The following is a 26,444-nucleotide window of genomic DNA, read 5'->3' on the forward strand; positions in this document are numbered from 1 at the left end:
TTAATTATTGATGTGTTTTAATCTTTACTGCATGATAGCTTTTTTGTCTTGAGTATCAAAGTCTTGTAACTCACTATCAACCTCAATATCAATTTCGCCATCTATTTCAATCTCCACTGTTTCCTCTTTATTGTTTATAAATAGTGATTCAGCTATTCCAATAAAAGGCGCGGCCATTACGGGCATGAAAAATGAACCTATGAAACCGGTATTATCATTAGCCCCATAATCAACAGATAAAGTAAGGAACTCATCACTTGCTGTCACTTGTATTCCTAAACGAGAAGACTCTGCAAAATCAAGCTGATCGGCGCGAGGCATTTTGGTGACATCAAATTTTGTGCCTAATATATCTGCGCTATTTTGTAAAAATTGTAGATAGTTATAGTACCAATAACGATCTGCATTTTTCCAATCAAGTGTTGCGGCAAAAAGAACATTTTGACTATCAACGCCTTGCTTTTCTGTAAGCCATTTATCAAAACGTGATTTACCAAATTTATCCTCTTCTTCAACTATTTGCGGCAAGCCACTAATCCGAATGGAATCATGCTCATCACTCCAGTATAAGTGCCAATTGGCATCCAAGATCCGCACCTTATAAACATTTGCAATATACTCATTAATAAATGGGTATGCTATCGCAAGACCGGCTTGATCAGGTTTTGTAAGAGGCTCTTGTTGTAAAAATTTTAAAAATGGATTTCTTAGAGATAGATGGTGCATCCCTTTAGATTTTTGATAACGGAGCGTTCCTTTTTCATCTTGCTGCTTTAACCAAGCATAAAATTGCTGTTTATGATGAAGTGAAACAACTGTATGCATGCCAAGGTCATCATAATAAAATGTCATATTAGGACCTAAAAAGTCTAAAACTTCAGTAAGATCAAAGCCAACATTGCTTTTCCACTCTTTTAACAACTCTTGATAAATCTCGTTAGTTTTTGCTGCTTTTTCCGCATCGGATATTGTTAATTGTTTGGGTGCTGAGACTAAGATATAGCTTTCAATAGCTTTTTTAATCATCGATAAAGAGGGTGTTGGCAAGATCACCGCCCCTAAAGGCTCCCCTGCTGTTTTAAAGCTAAAATTATTCTTTCTCTCAGGATCTAACCCTAAGAGTTTTTCTGAATTTGTTTTAATAATAAACTTTAGTTGTCCTTGCTTATCATTATTAGTCCCTTCTCCTAAAGCAAATCCCTGGATCTCCTTTATAAACGAGTAAGCGGCTGGGCTTTCAAGTTCAACGGCGGACAATACTCCCCCTTTGTTACGAAGATCAATCCAGGCAAAGGTACTTTGCCCTGTTAAATCAATTTGATTTTCATAAGCATACATCTCATGATTTTTTTGATGCTTTAAACTTGCTAAAAAATCTTTAATCTTTGGTAAATCACTAGCCTCTAAACCAATCATGGCAATAATACGCTGATCTTGAGGCTCAAAATAGAAATAAGCAGCTTCTTGTGCGGCAAAGCCTTCTTCATTAAACTGTAATGGCGATGGTGCCAATGGATTATCAGTCAGAATTTTATTTAAGGTGTCTATGGAATCGATATTAACGGGGATTGAAATTAAGCCCTTTGCCATTATTGAAAATGAGCGACTTGGATCAAATACAACGCCTTCTATAGGACCATTAAGATAGTGGTATAAGATTGATGAAATATAACTAATTTTTTGCAAATTCTCTTTACTAAACTGCAAGCCTAATTGCTGAATTTGCGCCGTTAATTTTGTTTCATCGGCTAATACTTCACGAAATTCTTTTAGGGCATTCACTGAGTTCTTATGTAGTAATGCTTTATCATTAGTTCTATTTTTAGCACTAAAATGTTGAACAACAGGATGTGCAATGCGGATGTACGCAATAGCTTCTTCAGGGAGTTTATCTCTAAGGTAAGCATATTGACCGATAGATGAATCTATTTTAGGAAGTTTGACTTGAGATGTTTCCGCAAAACTAATGTTCCAAGTAGAAACCAAAGCCAGCGTTGCCAATACAACCGATTTTACTCTCATATTTTTGAATCCTTATTAGAGGTTATTAAACGCTTAAGTATCAGAATAATAACATTTTTATAAGGTATGCAAAGTATTAACTCACCTATTATCTAGTTATAGGATTGTTTTATATTAGATTTATTTAATTAAGGTCTAAAATATGATGATTTATCTCATATAACATCGCAACTAGACTTCTGTTTACGGCTCTTTTCATCACCAATTTATTAAAGATAGATGAGGTAGCACCTAATGATTAGTCAAATTATGGGATAATATAGCAATATATTGTGTTGGCAATCATAACGATCTTCATACAGATGGGATTGGGATGCATAGCATGAAAAATACTCAAAGAGCGATCATTACGATTGCCAAATACAATATTTTAAGAGTAGAAATCTCATCCTTGAGATAAAAGCTCTTCCCTAGAGTTTCTACAAACTGTTGCATAATGAACTATCTAGATCATTATGAGATATCTATTAGTGATCCATATTCGAATGATCCATATTCGAATGATCCATATTCGAATGATCCATATTCGAATGATCCATATTCGAATGATCCATATTCGAATGATCCATATTCGAATGATCCATGCTCGAATGATCCATGTTCGAATGATCCATATTCGAGTGATCCATTCCGGCATGGCTACCATGATCATGATGGGCATGCCCGCCTTTTCCTAAATCAGCCATTAACATGGATCCCATATAAAATATTGTCATGATAAAAACTAACCCACCGGCAATTCTTCTGGCATTAGGAGATGAGAAAAGCCCACCAAAAAAGTTTCCTGAAATACTCAATGTCAGCATCATAGGGAGCGTTCCTAACCCAAAAAGTAACATCGCAAGCGGCGCTCCTAAAAAGCCTTTTGCCCCTAAACTCATGGCAAATGCAGCGTAAACCATTCCGCATGGTAATAACCCCCAAGCAAGTCCTGCAGTATAAGCGCCAAATAACGTTTTTATAGGGAAAAACTTCCGCGTTAATTGTGAGATCGGACGAGATAGTTTATGTAGAGGTTTTTCAATAAAGGCTAAAAATTGAGGGAATCCTATAAGCTGTAATGCCACAAATAACATTACAATTCCGGCAAAATAACGTACGATGATTTGCAGAGGTTTTAGATCTTTCATTGCGATACTCAGTATCATGGCAATAAGCCCTAATCCCATATATGTTGTGATGCGCCCAAGGTTGTAACAAATAGCCGTTCCTATCTTCTTACCATGACTATTGGTTTCAGTATTCATCCCCAAGATACCGACAATGGGACCACACATACCAACGCAGTGTAACGATCCATTAAACCCCACTATAAATACTGCCGTTAGTAGCGCAATATCAATCATAAAAAGCCCCTTCAAGTTTTATTAGATGTATATACAAGTTTAGTGTATAAGTTGTATATACAGGTTGTTAGTTCATGGGTATAGTCTAACGGGATTAAAAATAATAATAAAGGGCTTTTATAGAAATCTGTAATCTAGTGCTTGCGCTATTGACTTATCTCATGATGCATGCTTACCAATAGATCACGATTTTTTTAAATCGGTTTCAAAGTGACTGCATCAGATTGCTCACGCATCGCTTATGAGGAGAGTAAGAATCGTTCTATCTGGCAGCGAGCCGGCTAATTTGGTACACTCTCTCTACCCTATTAATATTTAAAGGCCAACTCAAAGTGACCTTTTTAAATATAGAGAAATAGGCTCAAAACAGGCTGATTTAAATGCCGGCGTATCGGCTATTAACAATAGAAATACGTTCTATCCGGCATCTTGCAAGCACTGTTTAATACGTACCTTTATAGATTCATGCAAGGGTTGCGAGAATGTTTCGTGTTCTTTCTAAAATCCCGTGCCAGCTATTTAAGACTTGTTCTTCTTAAACCGAATTTACTATAACATTTCGACATTAATAATCTATCAAACGGATTTGATTAAAGTCTAGTGAAACAGTGCCAAAAATAGACTCATAGAGACTACCGAAACAATAATGCTATAAAAGAGGGTTGAAGTCATCTCTTTCTCGGCAACTTTGTATTGAATAGCTAAAATTGTACTAATAGTTGCTGAAGGAATAGCCACAATAATGACCGATATATTTAAATAGTCAGGTTTTATATTTAATAAAAATCCTACTAAAGCGATTGCTATCGGCAATAAGAAATTTTTAGAAACAACTGATATTGCGACATTCTTAGAAAATGTCACCTGATAAGAGTACATCATAATTCCGGCAGAAAAGAGCGCTACACCACTAGATGCGTTCCCTAAGAGCTGAAAGGCTGACCTGATATTATCAGGAATAGAGACATTAGCAATTAGCAATATAAAGGCAGTAATAGGAGCCCAAACAACAGGCTCGATAAATGTTTTCTTAATATTATTACCAATTGCTTTTAATGACCGGTTATCGCTATTTTCATCCATTGATAGGATATAAATCGCAAAGGGTACCTGAAATAAGTTCATGATCAGGGCCGATATTGCTATGGGTATAATACTAATATCTCCATAAATGTATCCCAAGACAGGCGTTCCAACAAAAGGAACAGAGGGACAAGTAATTGCTAGAGCTTGTAAAACAGCGACTTTAATCTCCCGTTTGAAGATCTTATAGGAGATAAAAAAAACAATAATATATCCCACTATAAATGCTAGGGCCAATAAGAGAAATACCCACTCTAACTGTAATACTTGAGAGCGCTTATTCGCTAACATTCCGGAGAAAAGAGATAGTGGTAAAGCGTAAAGCATCACCATTTTGTTTAAAATCGCCCCTTGATCGGCATTAAATTTATGCTGTTTTCCTGCGAAATATCCTAACAAGACCGTTAAAAAAATAGGTAAAAGGGCTGTGATAATGGTTGAAATCATTTTAATCACCTCATAATCTATATGGCTAATTGTGCTAACACCTGAGACCTTTCATAATTTGACTATTAGAAGCTAAAAGCTCTAACAATAATATTGCTATAACTCTCAAAGTGCGCTCAATCCATCATCTTGCATGATGCTAAGCCTTAAAATAAATAGTGATGGCATCAATCTTATTCATTAAAATTTTTAACATTAAAAGATCATGCCATTCTATCTTTGTTTTTAATGGGTAGATGATCTAGCACCTTACTCAAATGCGGTATCATATTGATAATTAGGCGCTCTCAATTTTGTAATATCACTAGGAGAGACTTTATCGGTATAGTGATTATCAAAATGCGTTCGCACATAATTAATAACATTCGCAATTTGCGTATCATCTAATAAACCACCAATAGAAGGCATTGCATGAACGCCGTAAAGGACTACATCTTGAATATAGATGGGGGATTCTAGTTTTGGATTTTTAACAAGACTTGGGTAAAATCCTGCCCCCTTTGCCCCTTTCCCATCAACCATATGGCAACTTGCACATAAAGAATTATAGATCTCCTGCCCATCTGTGCCGTAATCATTAGCTTTCATCGGCAATCCTGTTCCATCTGCGTAACTGACAATAGGTAATACAAATGCAATCATTAAAAGTAAATTTTTCATGAGATATCTCCTTTATTTTGTTGAAGTTGCGGCAATATGAAGTTGACGAATCGCTTCTAATGAGGAAAGAATCGCCCCTTCTTGCCAGGCAGGAATATAAGAGAGATGCTCACCAGCAAGCACAATCCGATTATCCATTGTGGTTACTGTTTTAAAATATTGATTACGCTTATCTGGCGTCCATAAACCATAGCAACCTAATGTAAAGGGAGACTTATGCCAGGCGACAGAAAACCCATTATCAAATTCTGCTGCTGCCTGTGGGTGAATGGCTTTTACATCATTAAAGACCTTTTGTAGCCGCGCTTTTGGGGTTAATGATGAGAATTTAAAAGCCTCGGAGCCAAATAGGTAAGAGGATAGTACAACGCCTTTACCTTTAGATAAAAAGTCATTACTAGGATATGACATTTGTCCTATAGGAAGATCTGTATAGGTAATGCCCCCATAGATATGTTCATCTTCTTCCCAGAATCTTCGTTTAAATTGAATCCCAGCTTTGAAAGAGGCACCATAGTGAATATCAGCAATCCCATCTTTAATCTTGTTATTGAGGTTATTTTCAATTTGGGATAATACGGAAAATGGAATCGTACAAACGCACCAATCAGCTTTAACCTCTTTCTCTTGATTGTTATTGGCAAGATCTTGATAGGTTACCGTTACACCTTTTTCATCTTGGATAATTTTTGTCACTTTTGCTTTAAAGGTGATTCTCTCGGGAAACGTTTTTGCAATCGCTTTAGGCAACTGATCCATCCCACCCACAGGTTGGAAGATGGATGGTGCATATTCATAATCAAAAGGCACACTTAAGCTCTGCCAAAGATTAGAAGTTAAGATATCATCAAGCTTAATGGGTTCGGAAGGGATATTATCATGAATAGCATTGGCATCCTCTGCCCAGCCACGATAAGGCGACCCACTAGCAGCTGTATATCGATAATCTTTATCTAACGCCCCCCAAGTTTTTAATGCTTCTAGAAGCTGTTCTTTATTCTCATTCGTCAAGGCTTCATCTAAAGCATTTTGATTAATGGCTTTTGCTAAAAGCTCATTTGTCGCACCTTTAAAATCCGTCATAATATGCTTATAACGCTGAGGCTTACCGCCAAAAGCCTTAGAATTATGCAGATAGGCATTTTGATTAAACTGATTAAAGGGTTGCATTAAAACACCAAACTCACGAGCGTAATGTAAGTATCCATGGTGATGATAAGGAATTCGCCAAGGACCAGGATTGAGGTATAAACCTTTATCAAATTGGCAATGCTGTGTTTCGCCACCAAGTTCAGTATAAGTATCTCCACCACGGATAGACCATGATCTTCCCCCTACTCGATCATTAAATTCTAGTAGTTCTACATCATAGCCACTTTTTAATAATTCATGTGCCGCAACTAAACCTGCCATTCCTGAGCCTAAAATAAGTACCTTTGCTCCTTTTGGCGCATTTGTTAAATGAGGAGCGCCTTTAAAATGACTCTCATTTGCAAATCCAAGTGATGTCATCGCTTGATACAACACCGCACCACCAGCGGTTGCGCCAATAACTTTCAATAGATCTCTTCTAGTCCAATTTTTACTTTCCATGATAATCCATCCTCTTATTTGTTATAAATTATGGGAATAATGCTCTGTTTTCATACTAACAACACAAAAAGTAGAAACGATATATCATTTACATATAAAAACGAAATATAACATTTAAAATCAGTGGTATAGCTACTATTTTACGAGAATATAGGGGGTTGATTGCTTTTTTAAATCACTAAATAAATCGTAAAATCCTTACAAAAAGTTAAAGAGATAATTTTATTGGAAACAATTAGTAATCAATATCTTTATTATTCGATTTAAAGTCATCAATAATGATATTAAATTGATGACATCTTGAATGACGTTATAACTCTAAAGTAGTAAATAAACTGTTAGTTAACTACTACTAATTAGTTCATATTGTTACTCTATTGACTAATATTGTTCATTAAAAAAATTCCTTAATGTAGAGCTGTAAACAATAGGTTTATGACTTATACAAGGATTTTTCATGAGAACATTAGATCACTGGCAACCAGAAAATAGCGAATTTTGGGCAACAAAGGGACGACAAATTGCCCGCAGAAATCTTTGGATTTCAGTATTTGCACTCATGCTGGCTTTTGCAATATGGCAAGTCTGGAGTGTTACTGTTGTTAAATTACCCTCTATCGGTTTTCGCTATAGCGCTAATCAGCTTTTTTGGTTAGCGGCAATTCCGGCACTATCTGGCGCTACATTAAGAATATTTTACTCGTTTGTCATTCCCTTTTTTGGGGGACAAAGGTGGACAGCATTCTCAACGGCGACTCTTTTAATTCCTGCAATTGGAATTGGTATTGCCGTACAAAATCCACAAACGCCATACAGTACGATGTTAATTTTGGCACTATTATGCGGATTTGGGGGCGCTAATTTTAGCTCCTCGATGTCTAATATCAGTTATTTTTTCCCAAAAAAAGAGAAAGGCGGTGCGTTAGGGATTAACGGTGGGCTTGGAAACCTTGGCGTATCTGTTGTGCAATTAGTTATTCCTTTAATTATCACGGTAGGTGTTTTTGGCGTATTAGGCGGCAAGCCTCAAGTCATTATGCAAAATGGTATTGAAACCAAAATTTGGCTACAAAATGCCGGTTATATTTGGGTGCCGTTTATTCTTCTTAGCACGTTACTAGCATTTTTTGGAATGGATAATATTGCCGGACAAAATCGATCCATTAAATCTCAACTCGTGATTTTTAAAAGACCTCATACTTGGCTACTGTGCTGGGTATATATCGGGGCTTTTGGCTCCTTTATCGGATTCTCTGCGGCATTTCCGCTTCTAACCTCTCAATCTTTTCCGGCAATTGATCCTATTAAATTAGCCTTTATAGGACCTTTTCTAGGAGCAATTGGGCGCGTGATAGGGGGAATGCTCTCAGATAAAATTCGGCCCTCTTTTGTCACCGCTTTTAGCTATATCATGATGATAATAGGGGTTATTGGGGTTATTCTCTTTTTACCCAAAAATGGAAGTGCCGGGAGTTTCATAGGCTTTTTTATCAGTTTCCTTTTTCTATTTGCTTTTAGCGGAATTGCAAGCGGTTCTGTATTTGCGCAAGCGCCCCGCGTTTTTATGCAATCTCATCAATATAAAACTAAAGATCCTGCATTAGCGGAGCAAAAAGCTATTCAAGAGTCTGCCACTGTTGTGGGTTTTATGGGCGCTGTTGGAGCTTTTGGTGGCTTTTTTATCCCTAAAAGTTTTGGCTCATCCATTGCCGCAACAGGAAGTGCTGAACTTGCGTTAATCATTTTTATTATCTTTTATCTCTCTTGTCTACTGCTTAACTACGGCTTTTACACTAGAAGAAAAGCCATTACTAAATGCTAGAAAAGAGAACTTCAAGATAGTCAGCAAGAATCAAAGGGGTATTTTACGCCAGCTTCTTTAAAGAGCCTTAGATTCCCTTCTTAACTATAAACATTTAAATCTATTCATTCTCTTTGATCCTTCATTCATAACACTAATCTAACTCTTTAGAAGTAGTTAGCATCTAAAAGTAGTGCTACTTCATACTAATAGCGCTCATTTATTGAAAATCTTACACTAAAACAGATAGATAAAGCAGATACCATAAAGGGAGCTCACAATGAGTCATTTCTTAGATCGATTAAATTTTTTAAGCAAAGCCAAAGAGACTTTCTCTGATAATCATGGCGCAGTAGTCACAGAAGACCGCACATGGGAAAAAGCTTACAGACAGCGTTGGCAGCACGATAAAGTGGTCCGTTCAACCCATGGGGTAAACTGCACGGGCTCTTGTAGCTGGAAGGTTTTTGTTAAAAGTGGGCTCATTACTTGGGAGATGCAGCAGACAGATTATCCAAGAACTCGCCCAGACCTTCCTAATCATGAGCCAAGAGGCTGCCCTCGAGGGGCTTCTTACAGTTGGTATGTTTATTCCACACAGCGCGTTAAATACCCAATGCTTAGATCTGAGCTTGCAAAAATGTGGCGAGAAAAACGCCAAACATTAGATCCTATTTCAGCTTGGAATGAGATCTCTCAAAATCCTGAATCAGCAACGCGTTATAAAGAGCGCCGAGGTTTAGGCGGTTTTGTGCGAACTTCATGGGATGAAGCGTATGAAATTATTGCCGCGGCTAATGCTTTTACGATTAAAGAGTTTGGACCTGATAGAATTTTTGGATTCTCACCAATTCCGGCGATGTCGATGGTGAGCTATGCTGCTGGATCTCGTTATTTGAGCTTAATTGGGGGTGTTCCGCTCTCTTTTTATGATTGGTATTGTGACCTTCCGCCATCAAGTCCTCAAGTTTGGGGAGAGCAAACAGACGTTGCTGAGTCCGCAGATTGGTATAACGCCAATTATCTTATGGTGTGGGGCTCTAATGTGCCAATGACTAGAACACCCGATGCACACTTTTATACCGAAGTGCGCTATAAAGGGACAAAAACGGTTGCTGTAGCGCCTGATTATGGCGAAATGGTGAAATTTAGTGATATCTGGATGAACCCCAAGCAAGGAACCGATGCGGCAATGGCAATGGCGATGGGTCATGTCATTTTAAAAGAGTTCCATTTAGAAAACCCTTCTGCTTACTTTGTTGATTATTGCCGCCGATTAACCGACATGCCGGTGTTAGTAACGCTTGAAAAATCAGGGGATAGATGGGTTCCAAGCTATTACCTTAGAGCCAGTCACTTAGATAATAACCTTAATGAAACCAATAATCCTGAATGGAAAACACTTGTTATTGATGAAAAAAGTGGTGATATTGTAGCCCCTAAAGGTTCTATCGGGTTTAGATGGGGAGAAAAGGGGCGTTGGAACTTAAAATCTGAAAGCGCTGATAACACTGAGATCCAAGCACAACTAACCCTTAAAGAACAACATGATGAAATCCTAGGCGTTACCTTTGATTACTTTGGTGGCAAAGATGCAACTGAAACAATTGTGCGCAATATTCCTGTTAAAACAATACAAACTGCAGACGGTAATACAACTTATGTAACAACCGTATTTGATCTCTTAGCGGCAAGTTATGGGGTTGATCGTGGCTTTGGTGGTACGGGAGTCGCGAAAAATTATATGGAAGACATTCCTTATACACCCAAATGGCAGGAGAAACATACCGGTGTTAAGCCTGAATTAGTGATTCAAGTTGCTAGAGAATTTGCGCAAAATGCTCATGACACCAATGGCCGAAGTATGGTGATAGTAGGTGCTGGATTAAACCATTGGTATCACATGGATATGACCTATCGCGGCATTATTAATATGTTAATGATGTGCGGTTGTATTGGTCAAAGTGGTGGTGGATGGGCCCACTATGTTGGACAAGAAAAGCTAAGACCACAAACAGGCTGGGCACCCCTTGCATTTGCCGCAGACTGGGTTCGCCCTGCTCGTCAAATGAATGGGACATCCTTTTTTTATGCACACACAAGCCAATGGCGTCATGAGCGTTTAGGCTTAGATGAAGTGATCGCACCGAGCCATCAAGGTGATATGGCAAATATGACGATGCTCGATTATAACGCAAAAGCTGAACGTTTAGGTTGGTTACCATCTGCGCCGCAATTGGGGGAAAACCCCATAGAAATTACCAAGCAAGCGAAAGCTGCAGGGAAAGATCCGATTAGCTTTGCCGTAGAGCGCCTAAAAGATGGCTCTTTAGATATGGCATGTAATGATCCTGATAATCCAAAGAATTTCCCGAGAAACCTCTTTGTCTGGCGCTCGAATATCTTAGGATCTTCCGGTAAAGGACATGAGTATTTCCTTAAATATCTTTTAGGAACCCAAAATGCCCTATTAAGCGAAGAAGAAGATTGCTTAAAACCTGAATCAATTAAAGTCAGACCCGCAGCTGAAGGAAAACTCGATCTTTTAACGGTCTTAGACTTTAGGATGTCAACGACCTGTCTTTATGCTGATATCGTTTTACCAACAGCGACATGGTATGAAAAAGATGACTTAAATACCTCGGATATGCATCCCTTCATTCATCCTTTAAGCGAGGCTGTTCAGCCTCTTTGGGAGAGTAAAACGGATTGGAATATTTACCGAGATCTTGCGAAAAAGTTTGATGAAATTGCCGGTGATTATCTTGGTACACAAGAGGATCTCATCTTAACGCCTTTAATGCATGATACGCCGCAAGAACTGGGACAACCTTTTGATGCAAAAGATTGGAAGCTTGGTGAATGTGAACCTATTCCAGGAAAAACCATGCCGGCAATAACCATTGTTGAACGTGATTATAGTACGATTTATGAAAAATTCACCTCAATAGGTCCGCTCCTTGAAAGCATCGGTAATGGCGGAAAAGGAATTAGCTGGAACACAGAAAATGAAGTTAAATTCCTTAAAGCGCTTAATAAGACCCAGCATAAAGGAATTGCCGAAGGACAACCGAAGATCCATAGCGCTATTGATGCGGCAGAAATGATCTTAACGCTTGCTCCTGAAACCAATGGTCATGTGGCAGTAAAAGCCTGGGAAGCCCTTTCTGAAAATACCGGAATTGATCATACTCATTTAGCATTGCCACGTGAGCATGACACGATTCGCTTTAGAGATATTCAAGTACAACCTCGCAAGATTATCTCCTCCCCCACTTGGTCAGGACTTGAAAGTGAGGAGGTGAGCTATAACGCAGGTTATACCAATGTGCATGAACTTATTCCATGGCGCACCATTACTGGTCGTCAGCAGTTTTATCAAGATCACCAATGGATGCGAGCATTTGGGGAGGGATTGACGGTTTATAAACCCCCTGTTGATCTTAAAACAACCGAAAAGGTATTAGGAAAATACGGCAACGGTAACCCTGAAATTACGCTGAACTTTATTACCCCGCATCAAAAATGGGGAATTCACAGTACTTATTCTGACAATATCCGAATGTTAACCCTTTCTCGTGGAGGACCTCATATTTGGGTTTCTGAAGGGGATGCTAAAAAGGCAGGATTAGTCGATAACGATTGGGTTGAGGTCTTTAACGTCAATGGAACTTTAACGGCACGTGTGATTGTTAGCCAAAGAATCCCAGATGGCTTAACCATGATGTATCACGCGCAAGAGAAGATTATTAATGTTCCCGGCGCTGAGGTTTCTGGAAAGCGCGGGGGGATTCATAACTCAGTGACTAAAATTGTCATGAAACCCACCCATATGATCGGGGGTTATGCGCAGCTTTCATGGGGCTTTAACTACTATGGCACCGTGGGGACAAATCGTGATGAGTTTGTCGTTATTCGTAAAATGAAAAATGTGGATTGGATGGATGAACCAGAAACCGCATCTTCACAAAAAACAGCATCACAGGCTTAAAGAAGGAGTAAGAGAATGAAAATTAGAGCACAAATCGGCATGGTGTTAAACCTCGATAAATGTATTGGCTGTCATACCTGCTCCGTGACTTGTAAAAATGTCTGGACGAGCCGTGATGGTGTGGAATACGCATGGTTTAATAATGTCGAGACAAAACCGGGGATTGGCTATCCTAAAAACTGGGAAGATCAAGAGATTCATAAAGGGGGCTGGGTTCGTAATAAAAAAGGAAAACTTCAGTTAAAACAAGGAACGCGTTTTAAAGTATTAAGTAATATCTTTGCCAACCCCAATATGCCGGCAATTGATGATTACTATATTCCCTTCTCCTATGATTATCAGCATCTTCAAACCGCGCCTGATATGAAAACCCCGCCAACCGCTCGCCCTATCAATTTATTGACTGGTGAAAAGATGGAAAAGATTGAATGGGGACCAAACTGGGAAGATGACCTTGGTGGAGAGTTTAAAAAACGCGCCAAAGATAGGCTCTTTGATGGTATTCAAAAAGATATCTATGGCGCTTTTGAAAATACTTTCATGATGTATCTGCCTCGCCTTTGTGAGCATTGCTTAAACCCCGCTTGCGTTGCAAGTTGTCCGTCTGGCTCCATCTATAAACGTGAAGAGGATGGAATTGTCCTTATTGATCAGGATAAATGCCGGGGCTGGCGCATGTGTGTTTCTGGATGTCCTTATAAAAAGATTTACTATAACTGGACAACGGGAAAATCAGAGAAATGTGTCTTTTGTTATCCTCGTATTGAAGCGGGAATGCCGACAATCTGTTCTGAGAGCTGCGTTGGTCGTATTCGTTATCTTGGTGTCCTTCTATATGACGCTGATAAAATTGAGGAAGCTGCCTCTATTGAAGATCCTCAAGATCTCTATCAATCACAATTAGATATCTTTTTAGATCCTAATGATCCTGTTGTCGCCAAAGAGGCATTAAAGCAAGGCATTCCTGCGGACTGGATTGAATCTGCTAAAAACTCACCAGTTTATAAAATGGCTGTCGATTGGAAGATCGCTTTCCCATTACATCCTGAATATCGAACATTACCAATGGTTTGGTATATTCCGCCGCTCTCACCTATTCAATCAGCGATGGAATCTGGCGTCATTGGTAAAAATGGCTTAATTCCGGATGTAAAAGATCTTCGAATTCCCTTGCAATATTTAGCAAATCTTTTAACTGCCGGCAAAGAAGCACCGATTTTAGATGCGCTTAACACCATGATTACCATGCGCCGTTATATGCGAGAAAAGACTATTCGCACAAAAGAGGAAGCTTTAGCAATTTTAAAAGAGAGTGAGCTCTCCTTAACAGCCCACCAAATTGAAGAGATGTATCAAATTATGGCAATAGCAAATTATGAAGATCGCTTTGTGATTCCCACAAGTCATAAGGAAGTCGCTGATGAGACATTTACTGAAAAAGGGAGTTGTGGTTTCTCTTGGGGTAATGGCTGCTCTGATGGGGTTAGTAAAGAGAGTCTATTTGGCCGAACTAAAGTTTCTCCCATTCACTTTAAAGATCTTTTAAAACGTGAAAAACAAGCGCAGCAAGCCGCAATGAAGGAGTAAATAATGAAAAACCATTTTAAATTGTTATCACTATTACTCGTCTATCCAGAACAACAGTGGTATGACGAACTCCCTGAAATGGCAAAGTTTGCAGAAGAACTCCCCAATGGCAAGTTACTTTTGACGTTCTTTGAGTTTTTACAAAATCAAACGCTCCTAGAGCTTCAGGAGAACTATGTCACCACCTTTGATCGAAACAAACACCATGCCCTTCACCTCTTTGAGCATCTTTATGGAGAGGATCGAGAACGAGGCCAAGCAATGGTGGATCTACTTCATGAATATCAAAACGCAGGCTTTGAACCAGAAGCTAATGAACTTCCTGATTATCTGCCACTATTTATGGAGTTTCTCTCTTTAGTGGATTCTGAAAAAGCCAAGGAGATGCTCGGAGATGCAGTCCACGTCATTGCCCATATTTGGGGGAATTTACAAGAAAGTGAATCGCCTTATGCCGCTGTTTTAGAGGCTCTTGTGATTTTATCCCCTATTCCTCCTGAGCCGTTAAAAGTAGCCCCTGTTCGTGATATGGATGAAGCGATGGAACTCTTTGGCCCATCTAGTGAAGGGGTTGAACCGCTTCTTAAGCCTACATGTGGCTATCTTCAACAAGGACTTTCTCAAAACCAACAATCTTTTGCCATCAACCTACAAGATGTGAAGCATCAATCGACAATAAGAGGTTAAAACGATGAATATATTCTTTTTTAGCATCTATCCCTATATTGCGTTAACGATCTTCCTATTAGGAAGTCTTGTTCGCTTTGATAGAGAGCAATATGGTTGGAAAGCCGATTCTAGCCAATTATTACAACCTAAGTATTTACGAGTGGGGAATATTTTATTTCATTTAGGAATTTTAGGACTCTTTGCCGGTCACTTTGTGGGCTTATTAACGCCTGTCATTGTATGGGATACTTTAGGGGTTAGTCACAGTGCAAAACAGTTATTGGCAATGACTGCTGGTGGCATTATGGGAACTATGGCATTGGTAGGGTTATTAATGTTAATCTACCGCCGATTTAGCTCTCCTAGATTGCTTAGAAATAGTAGTTGGCGCGATAAACTTGTCTTAATCTGGATTTTATTAACACTCTTACTGGGGCTTGCAACCATCTTTGTCTCTAGCACCCATTTAGATGGTGATGAGATGCTCAAACTGATGAAATGGGCACAGCATATTGTGACGTTTAGAGGCGGCGCATCTGAATATATGGTCGGTGCTAGTCTAATCTTTAAACTTCACATGATTATGGGAATGACACTTTTTATTATCTTCCCCTTTACAAGACTTGTGCATATTTGGAGTGGCTTTGGAACATTAGTCTTTTTAAATAGAACGCCCCAACTTGTGCGCCGTAAATCCTCAAGATAACCAATCTTCGACTTTAGAGACTATTTTTAACAAGGAAGAGAGAATATAAAAGATCATTTTATTGAAATAAATAAAATGATCTTATTATCTGTAATAATGGCTTAAGCAATCACTATATCAATAAGAGCTAATTTTAATGAAATGGTTTAAAAATAGATGGCATAACCTTCTTCAAAGACCGCATCGACTCTCAAGCTTACTGATATCTCTTATCATAGTTTGGCTTCTTGGGGCTTTGATCCTTATAGGATTATCTTTAAATGTCTCCTGGCGTTTAGAAGAGCGAGGTATTGCAATTAATGAAGTCGGTAGCCTTCGAAAGCAGACCTTTTATCTATTATCACTCGCACAAACGAATGACATTCAAAAGCAGCAACAGGAGTATCAAAACTTCATTAAGATCGTCGATAAGATCTCCCTATTTTCAGAACATAACTTTAATACTCGAAGACAGTACCAGGACTTTATCAATCAGTTAGAGATTATTAAACAAAAATCTCGGGAGATATTGCCCCATTTAAATCCTGAAATCTCTAGTGATGAACCAATTTCACTAAATATGATTGAAGCTTTTGTGAGTGAGATCTCGGCTTTAGTAAGCATTATCGAACGTGATAATACACAGAGTATTATTTTTCTACGTTGGTTTCAGGCGATACTTCTAATAATGGCTATTAGTTCCGCTTTCCTCTCATCAAAGTTACTACGAAAACTCGTTATTGATCCTTTAACCCATGTTAGTCACAGCATTCAAAAGATTCGGCAAGGTAATTTTAAAACACGGGTTAAAGTCGATGTAAATAATGAGTTAGGAGAGATCGCTTTAGGGTTTAACCAGATGACACAAGATCTTGAGCATATGTATCATGATCTTGAAAAAATGGTCGATATCAAAACCCAAGAGTTACAAAAAAGGCATCAAGACCTCACATTTTTATATAAGATCTCCTCATTGCTACAAAATCATAAAGATATTGATTTTATTGCTAGCCAGTTTTTGGAGCTAACGATAGATTTTACAAATGCAAAAGCAGGTATGATCAGGATTTTACATCCCAATAAAGAGTCCAGCGAAGTTATCGCAAGCTCTGGTTTCCAACCAGATATTTTACTAGCGCCACAATGCAATCATCTTCATGATTGTTTTTGTGGTCAGGCATTATTACAAAAAAATGCTGTTTACCAGCAAAGCTTAGTCACGGATAATGATTTAGATATTTTGTGCCAAAAATATAGCTTAGAGCATCTTGTAAGCTTTAAGCTCTCTATGTCTGATGAAGCTTTAGGATCTTTAAATCTCTTTTTTAATCATGAGCAAGACTTTAATATAGGCGATAGTGATCTTTTAGAAAGCGCTGCAAGACAATTTGGATTAGTCTTAGATAATCTTCGGTTTGAGCAACTCGAAAGGCAGATGGCGGTCCTTGAAGAGCGTAACTTTATGGCACAAGGATTACACGACAGTATTGCGCAATCCCTCTCATTTTTAAATATTCAATCTCAGCTTTTAACCAAAGCCATTGAGAATGATCAAATCGATGTTAGAGATCAAGCGATTACCTTTATTAAAGAGGGTATTCAAGAGAGTTATGATGATGTAAGAGAGCTATTATTAAATTTTAGAGTCAGCATGATCACGGGGAATTTCTCTGACTCTATCTTAAATGTGATTGAGCGCTTTAAAAGACAATCAGAAATTACCGTTAACTATCACTTTAAAGATCAAGGTCGTGAGCTTTCACCTGACATTCAATTACAAGTGATCTTTATCTTACAAGAAGCACTTTCTAATATTCGTAAACACTCTAAGGCTTCTCTGGTAAAAATTCAAATAGAACAGCTTCAAGAGCGTTTCACACTTCTTATTCAAGATAATGGAGTGGGTTTTGATGATGCACTTCTTGCACAAAAAAAGAGAGATGGACATATTGGAACACTCATTATGGAAGAGAGAGCCAATAGAGCTGCTGGAGATTTACGCATTGAATCTGCAATAGATAAAGGAACCACTATTTTGTTAACAATTCACCGAACAGACATCACACAAAAGGAGATCAATGATGCCGCATCCCATTAAAATACTCTTAGTTGATGATCATCCGCTTTTTCGTAAGGGCTTACGGTTTTTAATTGATCAAGATCGTGATTTTACAATTATTGGAGAAGCAACGGATGGGCTAGAAGGCGTTAAGATGACGCAACAACTTAACCCTGATATTGTCTTATTAGATATTGATATGCCGGTTATGCGCGGTATTGAAGCGCTCCCTTTAATGTTAAATCATCGCCCTGACCTTGCCGTTTTGATGTTAACCGTGTCTGAAGATAGCCAAGATCTCACAGAAGCCTTACGTTTAGGAGCTCGGGGCTATCTTTTAAAAAACATTGATACTGAATTTCTGCTTAAAAGCATCCGCTTAGCATTAGAAGGCGATAATGTTCTATCACCGGAGATGACAACTAAACTCATCCATCAGATCAGAGCACCTAAAGAAATAGCGCCAAAACCAATTCCTAAAATACAAGAAGATGAATTATTAACGCCTAGAGAGCGGGAGATTATTTTTTGGATTGTCAAAGGCGTGAGTAATAAAGTTATTGCACGAGAACTCGATATTACTGAGAGTACCGTCAAGGTTCACGTGCAAAATATTTTACGCAAACTTGAACTATCTAGCCGAGTACAAGTGGCAATTTATGCAATAGAACATGGCTTAGATACGCTTTAAGGTGAAAAACTTCTGTCTCTCTTTTAATATTCCTAACTCAAAATCAATTATAGTAGATTCGGTTTAAGAAACACTATTTTAAAAATATTAAGGGTACAGATTGTGTATCAAATAAGCTTGCACGATGCCGGATAGAACTATTCCTGCGCTTCTCATAACCGATGCGCCGGCAATCTGATTCAGTCACTTTTAAACCGATTTCACTATAGTGACCTGCTAAAACAGAACAAGTCAAAAATTGACTAATTAAAAAATTGAAAAGAGCGATATCTACCGCTATTATTATATAAACTAACGTAATTTTCTTGTTATTGAGCTCTAAGAGCTCGTTCACGGCGTATCGCTTCTGGAAAGATAATATTATTCTCCACATGAATATGTTCATGTAATTCTTTCTCAAATTGCTTTAATTGATGCATCATTAATCGGTAGCTCTGGCATGCATCATCTGGAACGTGATATTGATCTGTCAGCGCGGCAATTTCTCTAAAACGCTCTCCTTCAGTGTCATGCTCTTGCATCATCACATTAATTGGCATTTCTATGGTAGGAAAACAGCTATTATTAAGCGTTGGCGTTTCTCCTGCTAATTGATAGACCTCTGGGAAAAGAATATTATCCTCTTTCATTAAATGACTAAAAAGATCTTGTAATGAATTTTCAAATAAGCTTGCAACTTGTATTAGCTCAGGATGCATCTCTCCATGAACGCTTGCAACCTTATGGCAAAGCTTTAGTAATTTAGGGCCTTGCTCACGAATTTTAGCGTGATGATATTTTGTGACATAATCAACAAGTAGTGCTAAAGGCCACTCTTTAAAATTAATACACTGCTCTTGTATCTCTACACTCTGCTTTAACGCCTGTATTAATGCTTTTTCATCAATATTCTTCTCTTGAATCACCACCTGTAAACGGCGATGACCACGGCAACAAAAATCGATATTAAATTGGCTAAAAACGGTCGAATAATTAAAATTATCGGCCACAATCTCACCAATTGTCATCTCTAAATAATTCATCTTATTAGCTCCTTCATCAATAATGATGTTTTTTATCTTTGGGGGAATATCTATTAAGGATCATAAAAAACACTCATTAAAATTGAGATATTTATGATCGACTAGGTCCTATTAGTATGGGTAAATAGTAGAAGAGGAAAATCATAAAGGCGATCGCAAAACTGATCGAACTCATCGTCAAAAGCCAATAATCTCCAGGATAAAAACTAGCAATGGCACGAATAATAGCGCTGATAATAATCAGTAGAAATGCAATTCTCATCTTTTTAGGGAGAACCATCTGCCGACCAGTATGCCCTAAGGCTGTGCGTGACATCATTCCTTGAATAATTAAGGCAATACTAGCGATAGCGATGATATGTGTCCCTAAAGGTAAATATAATAGATTAAAGGCGTAAGCATAACTCATGATAAAAACACCAATTGCCATGAAAAGAAAGCTCACATGCAGCACCCATAAAAGAGGATGCGCTAAAATATTAAGATCAAACCAACGATAAAGTTGCCAAAGGTTATTGATTGCAAAGGTAGCACCTAAGCAAAATACTAGTAAGGGATAGAGATTAAAGCTCATCGCTAGCATCATTAATAGTGGCGTGATAAATGCAATCATGGTGTATCGTTTTGAAAATTGGTTTTGTTTTTGAAGCGTAATACTTGTAAAAAAGGGGATTACTCGACTCCCAATTAAGCCAATAAAAGCCACAACGCCTAAAATACCAATCTGCATAATTGATAGTAAAGAGAGCGTGATTTTTCCTAATAGCGCCATTGTGAGTAATACATTGCTACCAGCAAAGAGTAATAGCGCAATTGGTACTAAAAGATTGGCCCGATTTTTTGCCTGAATTAGGGATCTAAAAATAAAAAAAGCACTCAATAGATAAAAGCTACTATCAAAAACCATTGAAACAATCACCATCTGATTTAATGGCAGATAGACGGTAATTCTCGCAAAAACCCATAAAATTAGTAGCAATAATAGTGGAAAACCACTCGTAGGAGGTCTATTCGTCCAATTACTGACAGCAGTTAGTAAAAAACCTACAATCACGGCGCCAGCAAAGCCATAGATCATCTCATGTCCATGCCAAAATAGGGATGGGTAATTTTGATTGCCCTCATAGCCAAAGGGATACCACAAAAGAATAATGGCAATAACATATAGACTCGCGGCTAAGTAAAAGGGGCGAAAAGCATACGAAAATATTGTTTTAAACATTCATAACACCCTATGAAGATCTGTAGGAGAGATACTGTAAAAGGTCTCTTTGATGGTATGTTTAAATACCCTATTACTCAATAAGTCTTAAGCGGTATCACAAGCGGTTTTATGAAGATTCTAACTACTCATTTAGTAGTAGAGATAATTAATTGTCGATACTTAAAAGATTTAAAGGATTCACTATGACTTATCAGTAACTATCAGATATCATAAGAAAAAATCAATAAGATAGATCATGTATGAAAAAACTTTTAATACTACTTTTATCCTCAAACCTCTTCTCACAAACAATGGCAAATGAGTGGTTTCAGGGGGGATCTTTGCATACAGCAACAATGGCAGAATGGGAGCTTGCCTTAGAATCTAACAAGCTCGCAACGTGTGCTGACTGGGTTTCAAAGCTCTATTTAGATAAGTCCTTTACAAAAGATACATTAGACGCCATTACGGATGCAGGAAGAATGGGGATTAAGGAGATGGCTGATCTTTGCGTTGCAATGGTTGATAAGGAAGTTATTCCTGAGATCTCTCATCAAGAAGCATTAAAGGTATACATTATTAGTATGATCAAAATCGGCTTGATAGATTTTGATCAATTACAATAAAGATCGATTGATTATGAAATACTAAATAACCCCAAATAGCTTGAAGATACTTAAAATAATTAAACAGCTCACTATTTAGTAATCTTATATTTTTGGGGGCATTAATTTTACTTTAAATTTTACTATGAAATTTATAACGCGATGCTGGATAAAACTGCTCTGCATAACTAATGATTTTACCTCTAATTAAAAGGATTTCCACGACCTTAAAACACGCCTCGGTATTAGGAATCTCTAATAGCTGAGATAAGGGCTTATTAGGGATTATTGCTTCAAGTGTGTGCTTTTGCGATAAGATCGGAGATAAAGTTTGCAGATAGACAGTTGAGCACGCTTTATGAAAAGCCTGCGTTAAATAGTGCGGTGCAAACGTTGTTAAAACGTAACGTTTTTCATATTGAAGAGGCGTTTTCTCATTTTTATAGAGAATCTCACTAAAAAAAAGGGATTCATTATCGCGACTTTCAAAATAGCGCTCACAAATCTTGTGAGAATCTTGAGCCTTTTCAAGTCTTAAAACTTGTGATGAAAAGGGATTACCTTCAATCGCAAGCTCCTTAGAGATTGGCATTAACTCAAAGAAAGGGATTAATTGAAAAGGCTCAGCAACAAAAGTACCAGCGCCCTTTTCCCGAAACAGATAACCTTCTTCCGTCAACTCTTTAAAGGCACGATTAACCGTCATTCGGCTAATATTTAATTCAGCGGATATCTCATTTTCTGAAGGAAGTTTTTGATTTGCGCGCCACTCCCCCTTAGCAATCTTCTCTAAGATATGTTCTTTAATCTTTTGATACATTGGCAATGAATGATCATGAGTGCTAAGAATATTACTAAAAGATTTTACAGTCATAAGTAGATACCTAATAGAGAGAAAAGCGCTTTAAATCTTAAATTTAGTCTATAATTATTGAGTAGATTCGAAATCTTCAATTATTTTAAAGGGAAAAGATGGCGTCCAATAAAATTTCACAATCTGAATTCACTATTATGCAGGTCTTATGGTCGCAAAATCAGGCGACGAGTCAAGAGGTCATTGCGATTTTAGGTGAATCTACTGAGTGGCAACCAAATACTATCCAAGTTATGTTATCACGCTTGGTTCGTAAAGGTGTGGTCGGTGTGCGAAAAAGGGGACGTTATAATGTTTATTTCCCAACAATAGCAGAAGGAGATCGCTCTCGTAATCATCCTGAGATCTCTGGTCATATTTGCTCCCGAAAAGTGGGAAGCCACATTGTAGAGATGATTCAAAATCGAGTACTCTCACTTGAAGATATTGCGAATATTCGTCAAGCTCTAGAACTAAAACAAGATTTTGCAGTTGATGAGGTCATTTGTGATTGCCCTCCAGGAACTTGTACATGTAAAAACTGTAACTGCAAAAAAGAAGATCGAAAATTTGCAGTAACACCAACAAATACCCAAGTTGAAGAGAAGAAATCTTGTTGTGGTTCATAAAAAACGATGATGACAATTCCTTCCTTAGAATCTTTAGGCCCTAGAATTATTATCTTAGGGCCCTCAAATAGTGGAAAATCAACACTTGCGCAAAGGATATCTCACAAGCAAAATTTGCCCATCATCCATCTTGATCAGTTATATCATTATTCCAATACAAATTGGGAACCTCGCCCTTTTGAGGAGTTTTCGGCACTTCATGATCTTGCTATTCATGAAAGTAGCTGGGTTATGGAAGGTAATTATACAAAAACCTTACCGGCACGTTTAACACAGGCAACTGGATTTATTCTTTTAGATAGCACCACCATCATGAGCCTATTTCGTTACGGTTATCGTACATGGTTTCAAAAAGAGGCAAGATTAGGTGCTTTATCCGGCAACCAAGATAGTATCAAATGGAAAATGATTCATCATATCTCAATCATAACCCGTAAGAACCGAAAACGTTATCTCTCACAATATCCCTTAATTACTCTACCTAAATGTTATCTTTCCTCTCGATCTATGTTGAATAAGGCTTATAAAATCTGGGAACTTGAGCATCCTTTATAAGTTCAATAATGCCTCTAAACACTTAAAATCACGATGAAGATTAAGATAAAAATGATCACAGATAGGACGATGAGGCTTATATATCTTCTTTTCATTACTGTTTTCAGTCACTTTCTTAAAAGAAATCTAGGTAAGAAAGGATTGATCTGTAATAATAAGCGATTATTTTTTCTCGATCTATTTTAAGTGAAGAGCGATTCTTTTAAAGAAGTACGGTATGACCTGGTTAATTCAAAAATGGCACAACTTTGTTAAACTGCCCCATAGGCTATCCACCCTTTTTATGGCGATGATTGCTATTTGGCTAATAGGTGGAACCTCCCTCATTGGAATTTCGCTCTATCTATCATGGCGCTTAGAAGAACGCGGGATTACGATTAATGAGGTAGGCGCGCTTCGTAAACAATGTTTTCATATGTATTTGCTCTCAAAATTAGAAGATCCTACGCCTATGATGCAAGAGCGAGAAGAGTTTGAGCGTGCCTTTCTGAGAATAGCGCAATTTTCTCAACGTAAATTTCATAATAAAGCACAGTATCAAAATTTTGTCGATCAGTTAGAGATTATTCAGCAAAAATCACTCGATGTTTTGCCCTATTTCAATGTAAAAACTCCTAATAAAGAAGTTCTGACCTTATCTACGGTTGAAGAGTTTGTACAAAATATCTCAACCCTTGTGGATATTATTGAACAGGATAATACCGAACGTATTGTGATGCTTCGTTGGATACAAGTTGTGATTTTATTGATTGCGATTAGCTCTTCTATTTTTTCCTTTATCTTTTTAAGACGATTAGTCATTCGCCCATTAAAGGAACTCAATATAGGGATTGAAAAAGTTCGCAAAGGAGATTTTAATGCACCTGTCAAAATTCATTTAAATAATGAGTTAGGCGCAATCACAGCAGGATTTAATCAGATGTCTCAAGAGTTAGGTCATGTCTATCATGATTTAGAGACGTTAGTTGATAATAAAACAGAAGAGTTACAAAAAAGACATATAGACCTTACCTTTTTATATCGGGTCTCTTCTTTACTACAAGGTAGTAAAGATATTGATTTTATTGCGACACAATTTTTAAGTTTAGTGATGGACTTCTCTAAAGCTAAAGGCGGTATTATTCGTCTTTTAAATATGGCTAAAAACAGCACTGAAGTAATTGCAAGTGCGGGATTTCATGAAGATATTTTAACTGCAGAACAATGTACGAATCTCAAAGATTGCTTTTGTGGGATTGCCTTAATGAAAAAACAGCGGTTTTTTCAGCAAAATCTGACAACAGATAGCAATATAGAAGCGCTATGTCAGGAGTATCAACTCAACCATTTAGTGAGCTTTAAGCTCTCAATGAGTGATGATACGTTGGGATCTTTAAATCTCTTTTTTAAAGAGAAAAATGATTATGCGGCAAAAGATAGCCATATCATTGAAAACGCTGTTCGCCAATTTGGATTAGTCTTAGATAGCCTTCGGGTAGAACAGTTAGAAAGACAGATGTTTGTGTTAGAAGAGCGTAACTTTATGGCGCAAGGACTACATGATAGTATTGCCCAATCACTCTCTTTTTTAAATATGCAAACACAACTTTTAACTAAAGCTATTGTGACAGATCAACACACTATTCGCGATCAGTCATTAACCTTTATTAAAGAAGGTATTCAAGAAAGTTATGATAACATTCGGGAATTACTACTTAATTTTAGAGTGAGTTTAAATCCTGGGAACTTTGCAGATTCAATCCAAAATGTGATTACTCGCTTTAAAAAACAGACCAATATTCAAGTTGAATATGATTATTTAGATCAAGGCCGGGAATTATCACCTGAAAAGCAACTTCAAGTGATCTTTATCTTACAAGAAGCGCTCTCAAATATTCGAAAGCATGCAGAGGCAACATGTGTCACAATTTATATTGAACAATTTCAAGAACGCTTTACCCTATTAGTTACAGATAATGGTCAAGGATTTAGTCAAGAGACACTTATCAAGAAAAAAGAGGCAGGTCATATCGGGACTTTAATTATGGAAGAGCGAGCCGAAAAAGCTAATGGCGTATTAACCATCAAATCCCAAGTTGGAAAAGGAACCGTTTTATCTCTCATTATCCAAAGAAGTAATATTGCTTATGAAAGGAGTTTATAGATGACACAAAGCCCCATTAAAGTGCTACTGGTGGATGATCATCCATTATTTCGTAAAGGATTACGCTTTCTCATTGATAATAGTGATGGATTTGAAATTGTAGGGGAAGCAACCGATGGCTTAGAAGGGGTTAAATTGATGCAGCAGTGCCATCCTGATGTTGTATTATTAGATATCGATATGCCAACGATGCGTGGGATCGAGGCGCTTCCCATAATGCTCAATCATGAGCCGGATTTAACCGTATTAATGTTAACAGTTTCTGAAGATAGCCAAGATCTAACAGAAGCATTACGTCTAGGCGCGCGCGGTTATCTTTTAAAAAATATCGATACCGAATTTCTTTTAAGAAGTATCCGTAAAGCACTTGAAGGCGATAGTGTTTTATCGCCTGAAATGACCACAAAACTCATCCAACAATTAAGGGCGCCGGAAACACCTAAAGCACCGCCATCTCAAAATCAATATGAAGATGATGTTTTAACGCCAAGAGAACGGGAAATTCTCTATTGGATCGTTAAAGGTTTAAGTAACAAAGAGATCGCTAAAGAGCTAGATATTGTAGAGAGTACAGTCAAAGTCCATGTACAAAATATGATGCGAAAGCTCAATCTTTCAAGTAGAGTTCAAGCGGCACTTTATGCCGTCGAGCATGGTTTAGATCAACTTCCTTAAATCTAGCCTAAATCGTCATATCACTTGTTTAGTATCTAATTTTTTTTACAACAAAAAGGCGATAAGATTATCATTTAACCTCTCGCCTTTCTCGTAATTATAGGGATCGTTAAGCCACGCTAAC

20 protein-coding genes are annotated in these 26,444 nt (G+C 37.7%); 12 read left to right on the plus strand and 8 right to left on the minus strand.

The window, feature by feature from the left end:
• Nucleotides 1-24: 24 nt before the first annotated feature.
• The 5 genes from MMG00_RS04570 to MMG00_RS04590 all read right to left on the minus strand — a co-directional run bounded on the left by MMG00_RS04570 (nt 25) and on the right by MMG00_RS04590 (nt 7,151).
• Nucleotides 25-2,022: a hypothetical protein gene (locus tag MMG00_RS04570; RefSeq protein WP_242152036.1), complete on the minus strand. Its 1,998-nt coding sequence runs from the start codon at nt 2,020-2,022 to the stop codon at nt 25-27.
• Nucleotides 2,023-2,489: 467 nt separating this feature from the next.
• A complete protein-coding gene (locus MMG00_RS04575; RefSeq protein WP_242152038.1) occupies nt 2,490-3,368 on the minus strand; it encodes a sulfite exporter TauE/SafE family protein in 879 nt (292 codons plus the stop codon).
• A gap of 597 nt (nt 3,369-3,965) precedes the next feature.
• Complete coding sequence (locus tag MMG00_RS04580; protein WP_242152041.1) at nt 3,966-4,898, minus strand: AEC family transporter; 933 nt, start codon at nt 4,896-4,898, stop codon at nt 3,966-3,968.
• A gap of 249 nt (nt 4,899-5,147) precedes the next feature.
• Complete coding sequence (locus tag MMG00_RS04585; RefSeq protein ID WP_242152043.1) at nt 5,148-5,558, minus strand: c-type cytochrome; 411 nt, start codon at nt 5,556-5,558, stop codon at nt 5,148-5,150.
• A 12-nt stretch (nt 5,559-5,570) separates the two neighbouring features.
• Nucleotides 5,571-7,151 carry a flavin monoamine oxidase family protein gene (locus tag MMG00_RS04590; RefSeq protein ID WP_242152046.1) on the minus strand — a complete coding sequence of 527 codons (1,581 nt, stop codon included), beginning with the start codon at nt 7,149-7,151 and terminating at the stop codon, nt 5,571-5,573.
• Nucleotides 7,152-7,608: 457 nt separating this feature from the next.
• Between MMG00_RS04590 and MMG00_RS04595 the strand changes: the two genes are divergently transcribed.
• From MMG00_RS04595 to MMG00_RS04625, 7 genes are all read left to right on the plus strand, one after another.
• Entirely contained in the window at nt 7,609-8,973 is a 1,365-nt protein-coding gene (locus MMG00_RS04595; RefSeq protein ID WP_242152049.1) for an MFS transporter, read from the plus strand.
• A gap of 259 nt (nt 8,974-9,232) precedes the next feature.
• Nucleotides 9,233-12,943 carry a nitrate reductase subunit alpha gene (locus tag MMG00_RS04600; protein ID WP_242152052.1) on the plus strand — a complete coding sequence of 1,237 codons (3,711 nt, stop codon included), beginning with the start codon at nt 9,233-9,235 and terminating at the stop codon, nt 12,941-12,943.
• 15 nt (nt 12,944-12,958) lie between these two features.
• Entirely contained in the window at nt 12,959-14,530 is a 1,572-nt protein-coding gene (narH, locus tag MMG00_RS04605; protein ID WP_242152054.1) for a nitrate reductase subunit beta, read from the plus strand.
• Between the two features lie 3 nt (nt 14,531-14,533).
• Entirely contained in the window at nt 14,534-15,217 is a 684-nt protein-coding gene (gene narJ / locus MMG00_RS04610) for a nitrate reductase molybdenum cofactor assembly chaperone (protein ID WP_242152057.1), read from the plus strand.
• A gap of 4 nt (nt 15,218-15,221) precedes the next feature.
• Complete coding sequence (narI, locus tag MMG00_RS04615; protein ID WP_242152058.1) at nt 15,222-15,905, plus strand: respiratory nitrate reductase subunit gamma; 684 nt, start codon at nt 15,222-15,224, stop codon at nt 15,903-15,905.
• 136 nt (nt 15,906-16,041) lie between these two features.
• Nucleotides 16,042-17,982, plus strand: coding sequence for a histidine kinase (locus MMG00_RS04620; RefSeq protein WP_242152061.1), 1,941 nt, complete (start codon nt 16,042-16,044; stop codon nt 17,980-17,982).
• Nucleotides 17,966-18,634 carry a response regulator gene (locus tag MMG00_RS04625; RefSeq protein WP_242153304.1) on the plus strand — a complete coding sequence of 223 codons (669 nt, stop codon included), beginning with the start codon at nt 17,966-17,968 and terminating at the stop codon, nt 18,632-18,634. The genes MMG00_RS04620 and MMG00_RS04625 overlap by 17 nt, the downstream gene beginning before the upstream one ends.
• Nucleotides 18,635-18,942: 308 nt before the next feature.
• Here MMG00_RS04625 and ric read toward each other — a convergent pair whose 3' ends face one another.
• Together ric and MMG00_RS04635 are read right to left on the minus strand one after the other, a co-directional pair.
• Nucleotides 18,943-19,656 (minus strand): iron-sulfur cluster repair di-iron protein, encoded by a 714-nt coding sequence (gene ric, locus MMG00_RS04630; RefSeq protein ID WP_242152064.1) that lies wholly within the window; start codon nt 19,654-19,656, stop codon nt 18,943-18,945.
• Between the two features lie 91 nt (nt 19,657-19,747).
• Nucleotides 19,748-20,878 carry an NnrS family protein gene (locus MMG00_RS04635; protein WP_242152067.1) on the minus strand — a complete coding sequence of 377 codons (1,131 nt, stop codon included), beginning with the start codon at nt 20,876-20,878 and terminating at the stop codon, nt 19,748-19,750.
• A gap of 242 nt (nt 20,879-21,120) precedes the next feature.
• Between MMG00_RS04635 and MMG00_RS04640 the strand changes: the two genes are divergently transcribed.
• The gene (locus tag MMG00_RS04640; RefSeq protein ID WP_242152069.1) at nt 21,121-21,486 is read left to right on the plus strand and encodes a hypothetical protein; all 366 of its coding nucleotides are present in this window, start codon (nt 21,121-21,123) and stop codon (nt 21,484-21,486) included.
• 112 nt (nt 21,487-21,598) lie between these two features.
• Here MMG00_RS04640 and MMG00_RS04645 read toward each other — a convergent pair whose 3' ends face one another.
• Nucleotides 21,599-22,339: a GntR family transcriptional regulator gene (locus MMG00_RS04645; protein WP_242152074.1), complete on the minus strand. Its 741-nt coding sequence runs from the start codon at nt 22,337-22,339 to the stop codon at nt 21,599-21,601.
• Between the two features lie 98 nt (nt 22,340-22,437).
• On the opposite strand from MMG00_RS04645, the gene MMG00_RS04650 reads away from it, so the two are divergent.
• The 4 genes from MMG00_RS04650 to MMG00_RS04665 all read left to right on the plus strand — a co-directional run bounded on the left by MMG00_RS04650 (nt 22,438) and on the right by MMG00_RS04665 (nt 26,320).
• Complete coding sequence (locus MMG00_RS04650) at nt 22,438-22,947, plus strand: BlaI/MecI/CopY family transcriptional regulator (RefSeq protein ID WP_242152077.1); 510 nt, start codon at nt 22,438-22,440, stop codon at nt 22,945-22,947.
• A 6-nt stretch (nt 22,948-22,953) separates the two neighbouring features.
• Nucleotides 22,954-23,502 carry a P-loop NTPase family protein gene (locus MMG00_RS04655; RefSeq protein ID WP_242152080.1) on the plus strand — a complete coding sequence of 183 codons (549 nt, stop codon included), beginning with the start codon at nt 22,954-22,956 and terminating at the stop codon, nt 23,500-23,502.
• A gap of 217 nt (nt 23,503-23,719) precedes the next feature.
• The gene (locus MMG00_RS04660) at nt 23,720-25,645 is read left to right on the plus strand and encodes a histidine kinase (protein WP_242152083.1); all 1,926 of its coding nucleotides are present in this window, start codon (nt 23,720-23,722) and stop codon (nt 25,643-25,645) included.
• On the plus strand, nt 25,646-26,320 hold the full coding sequence (locus MMG00_RS04665; protein WP_242152086.1) for a response regulator: 675 nt from the start codon (nt 25,646-25,648) through the stop codon (nt 26,318-26,320).
• Nucleotides 26,321-26,444 lie beyond the last annotated feature (124 nt).

It is taken from the genome of Ignatzschineria rhizosphaerae, from assembly GCF_022655595.1.
Classification (GTDB): domain Bacteria; phylum Pseudomonadota; class Gammaproteobacteria; order Cardiobacteriales; family Wohlfahrtiimonadaceae; genus Ignatzschineria; species Ignatzschineria rhizosphaerae.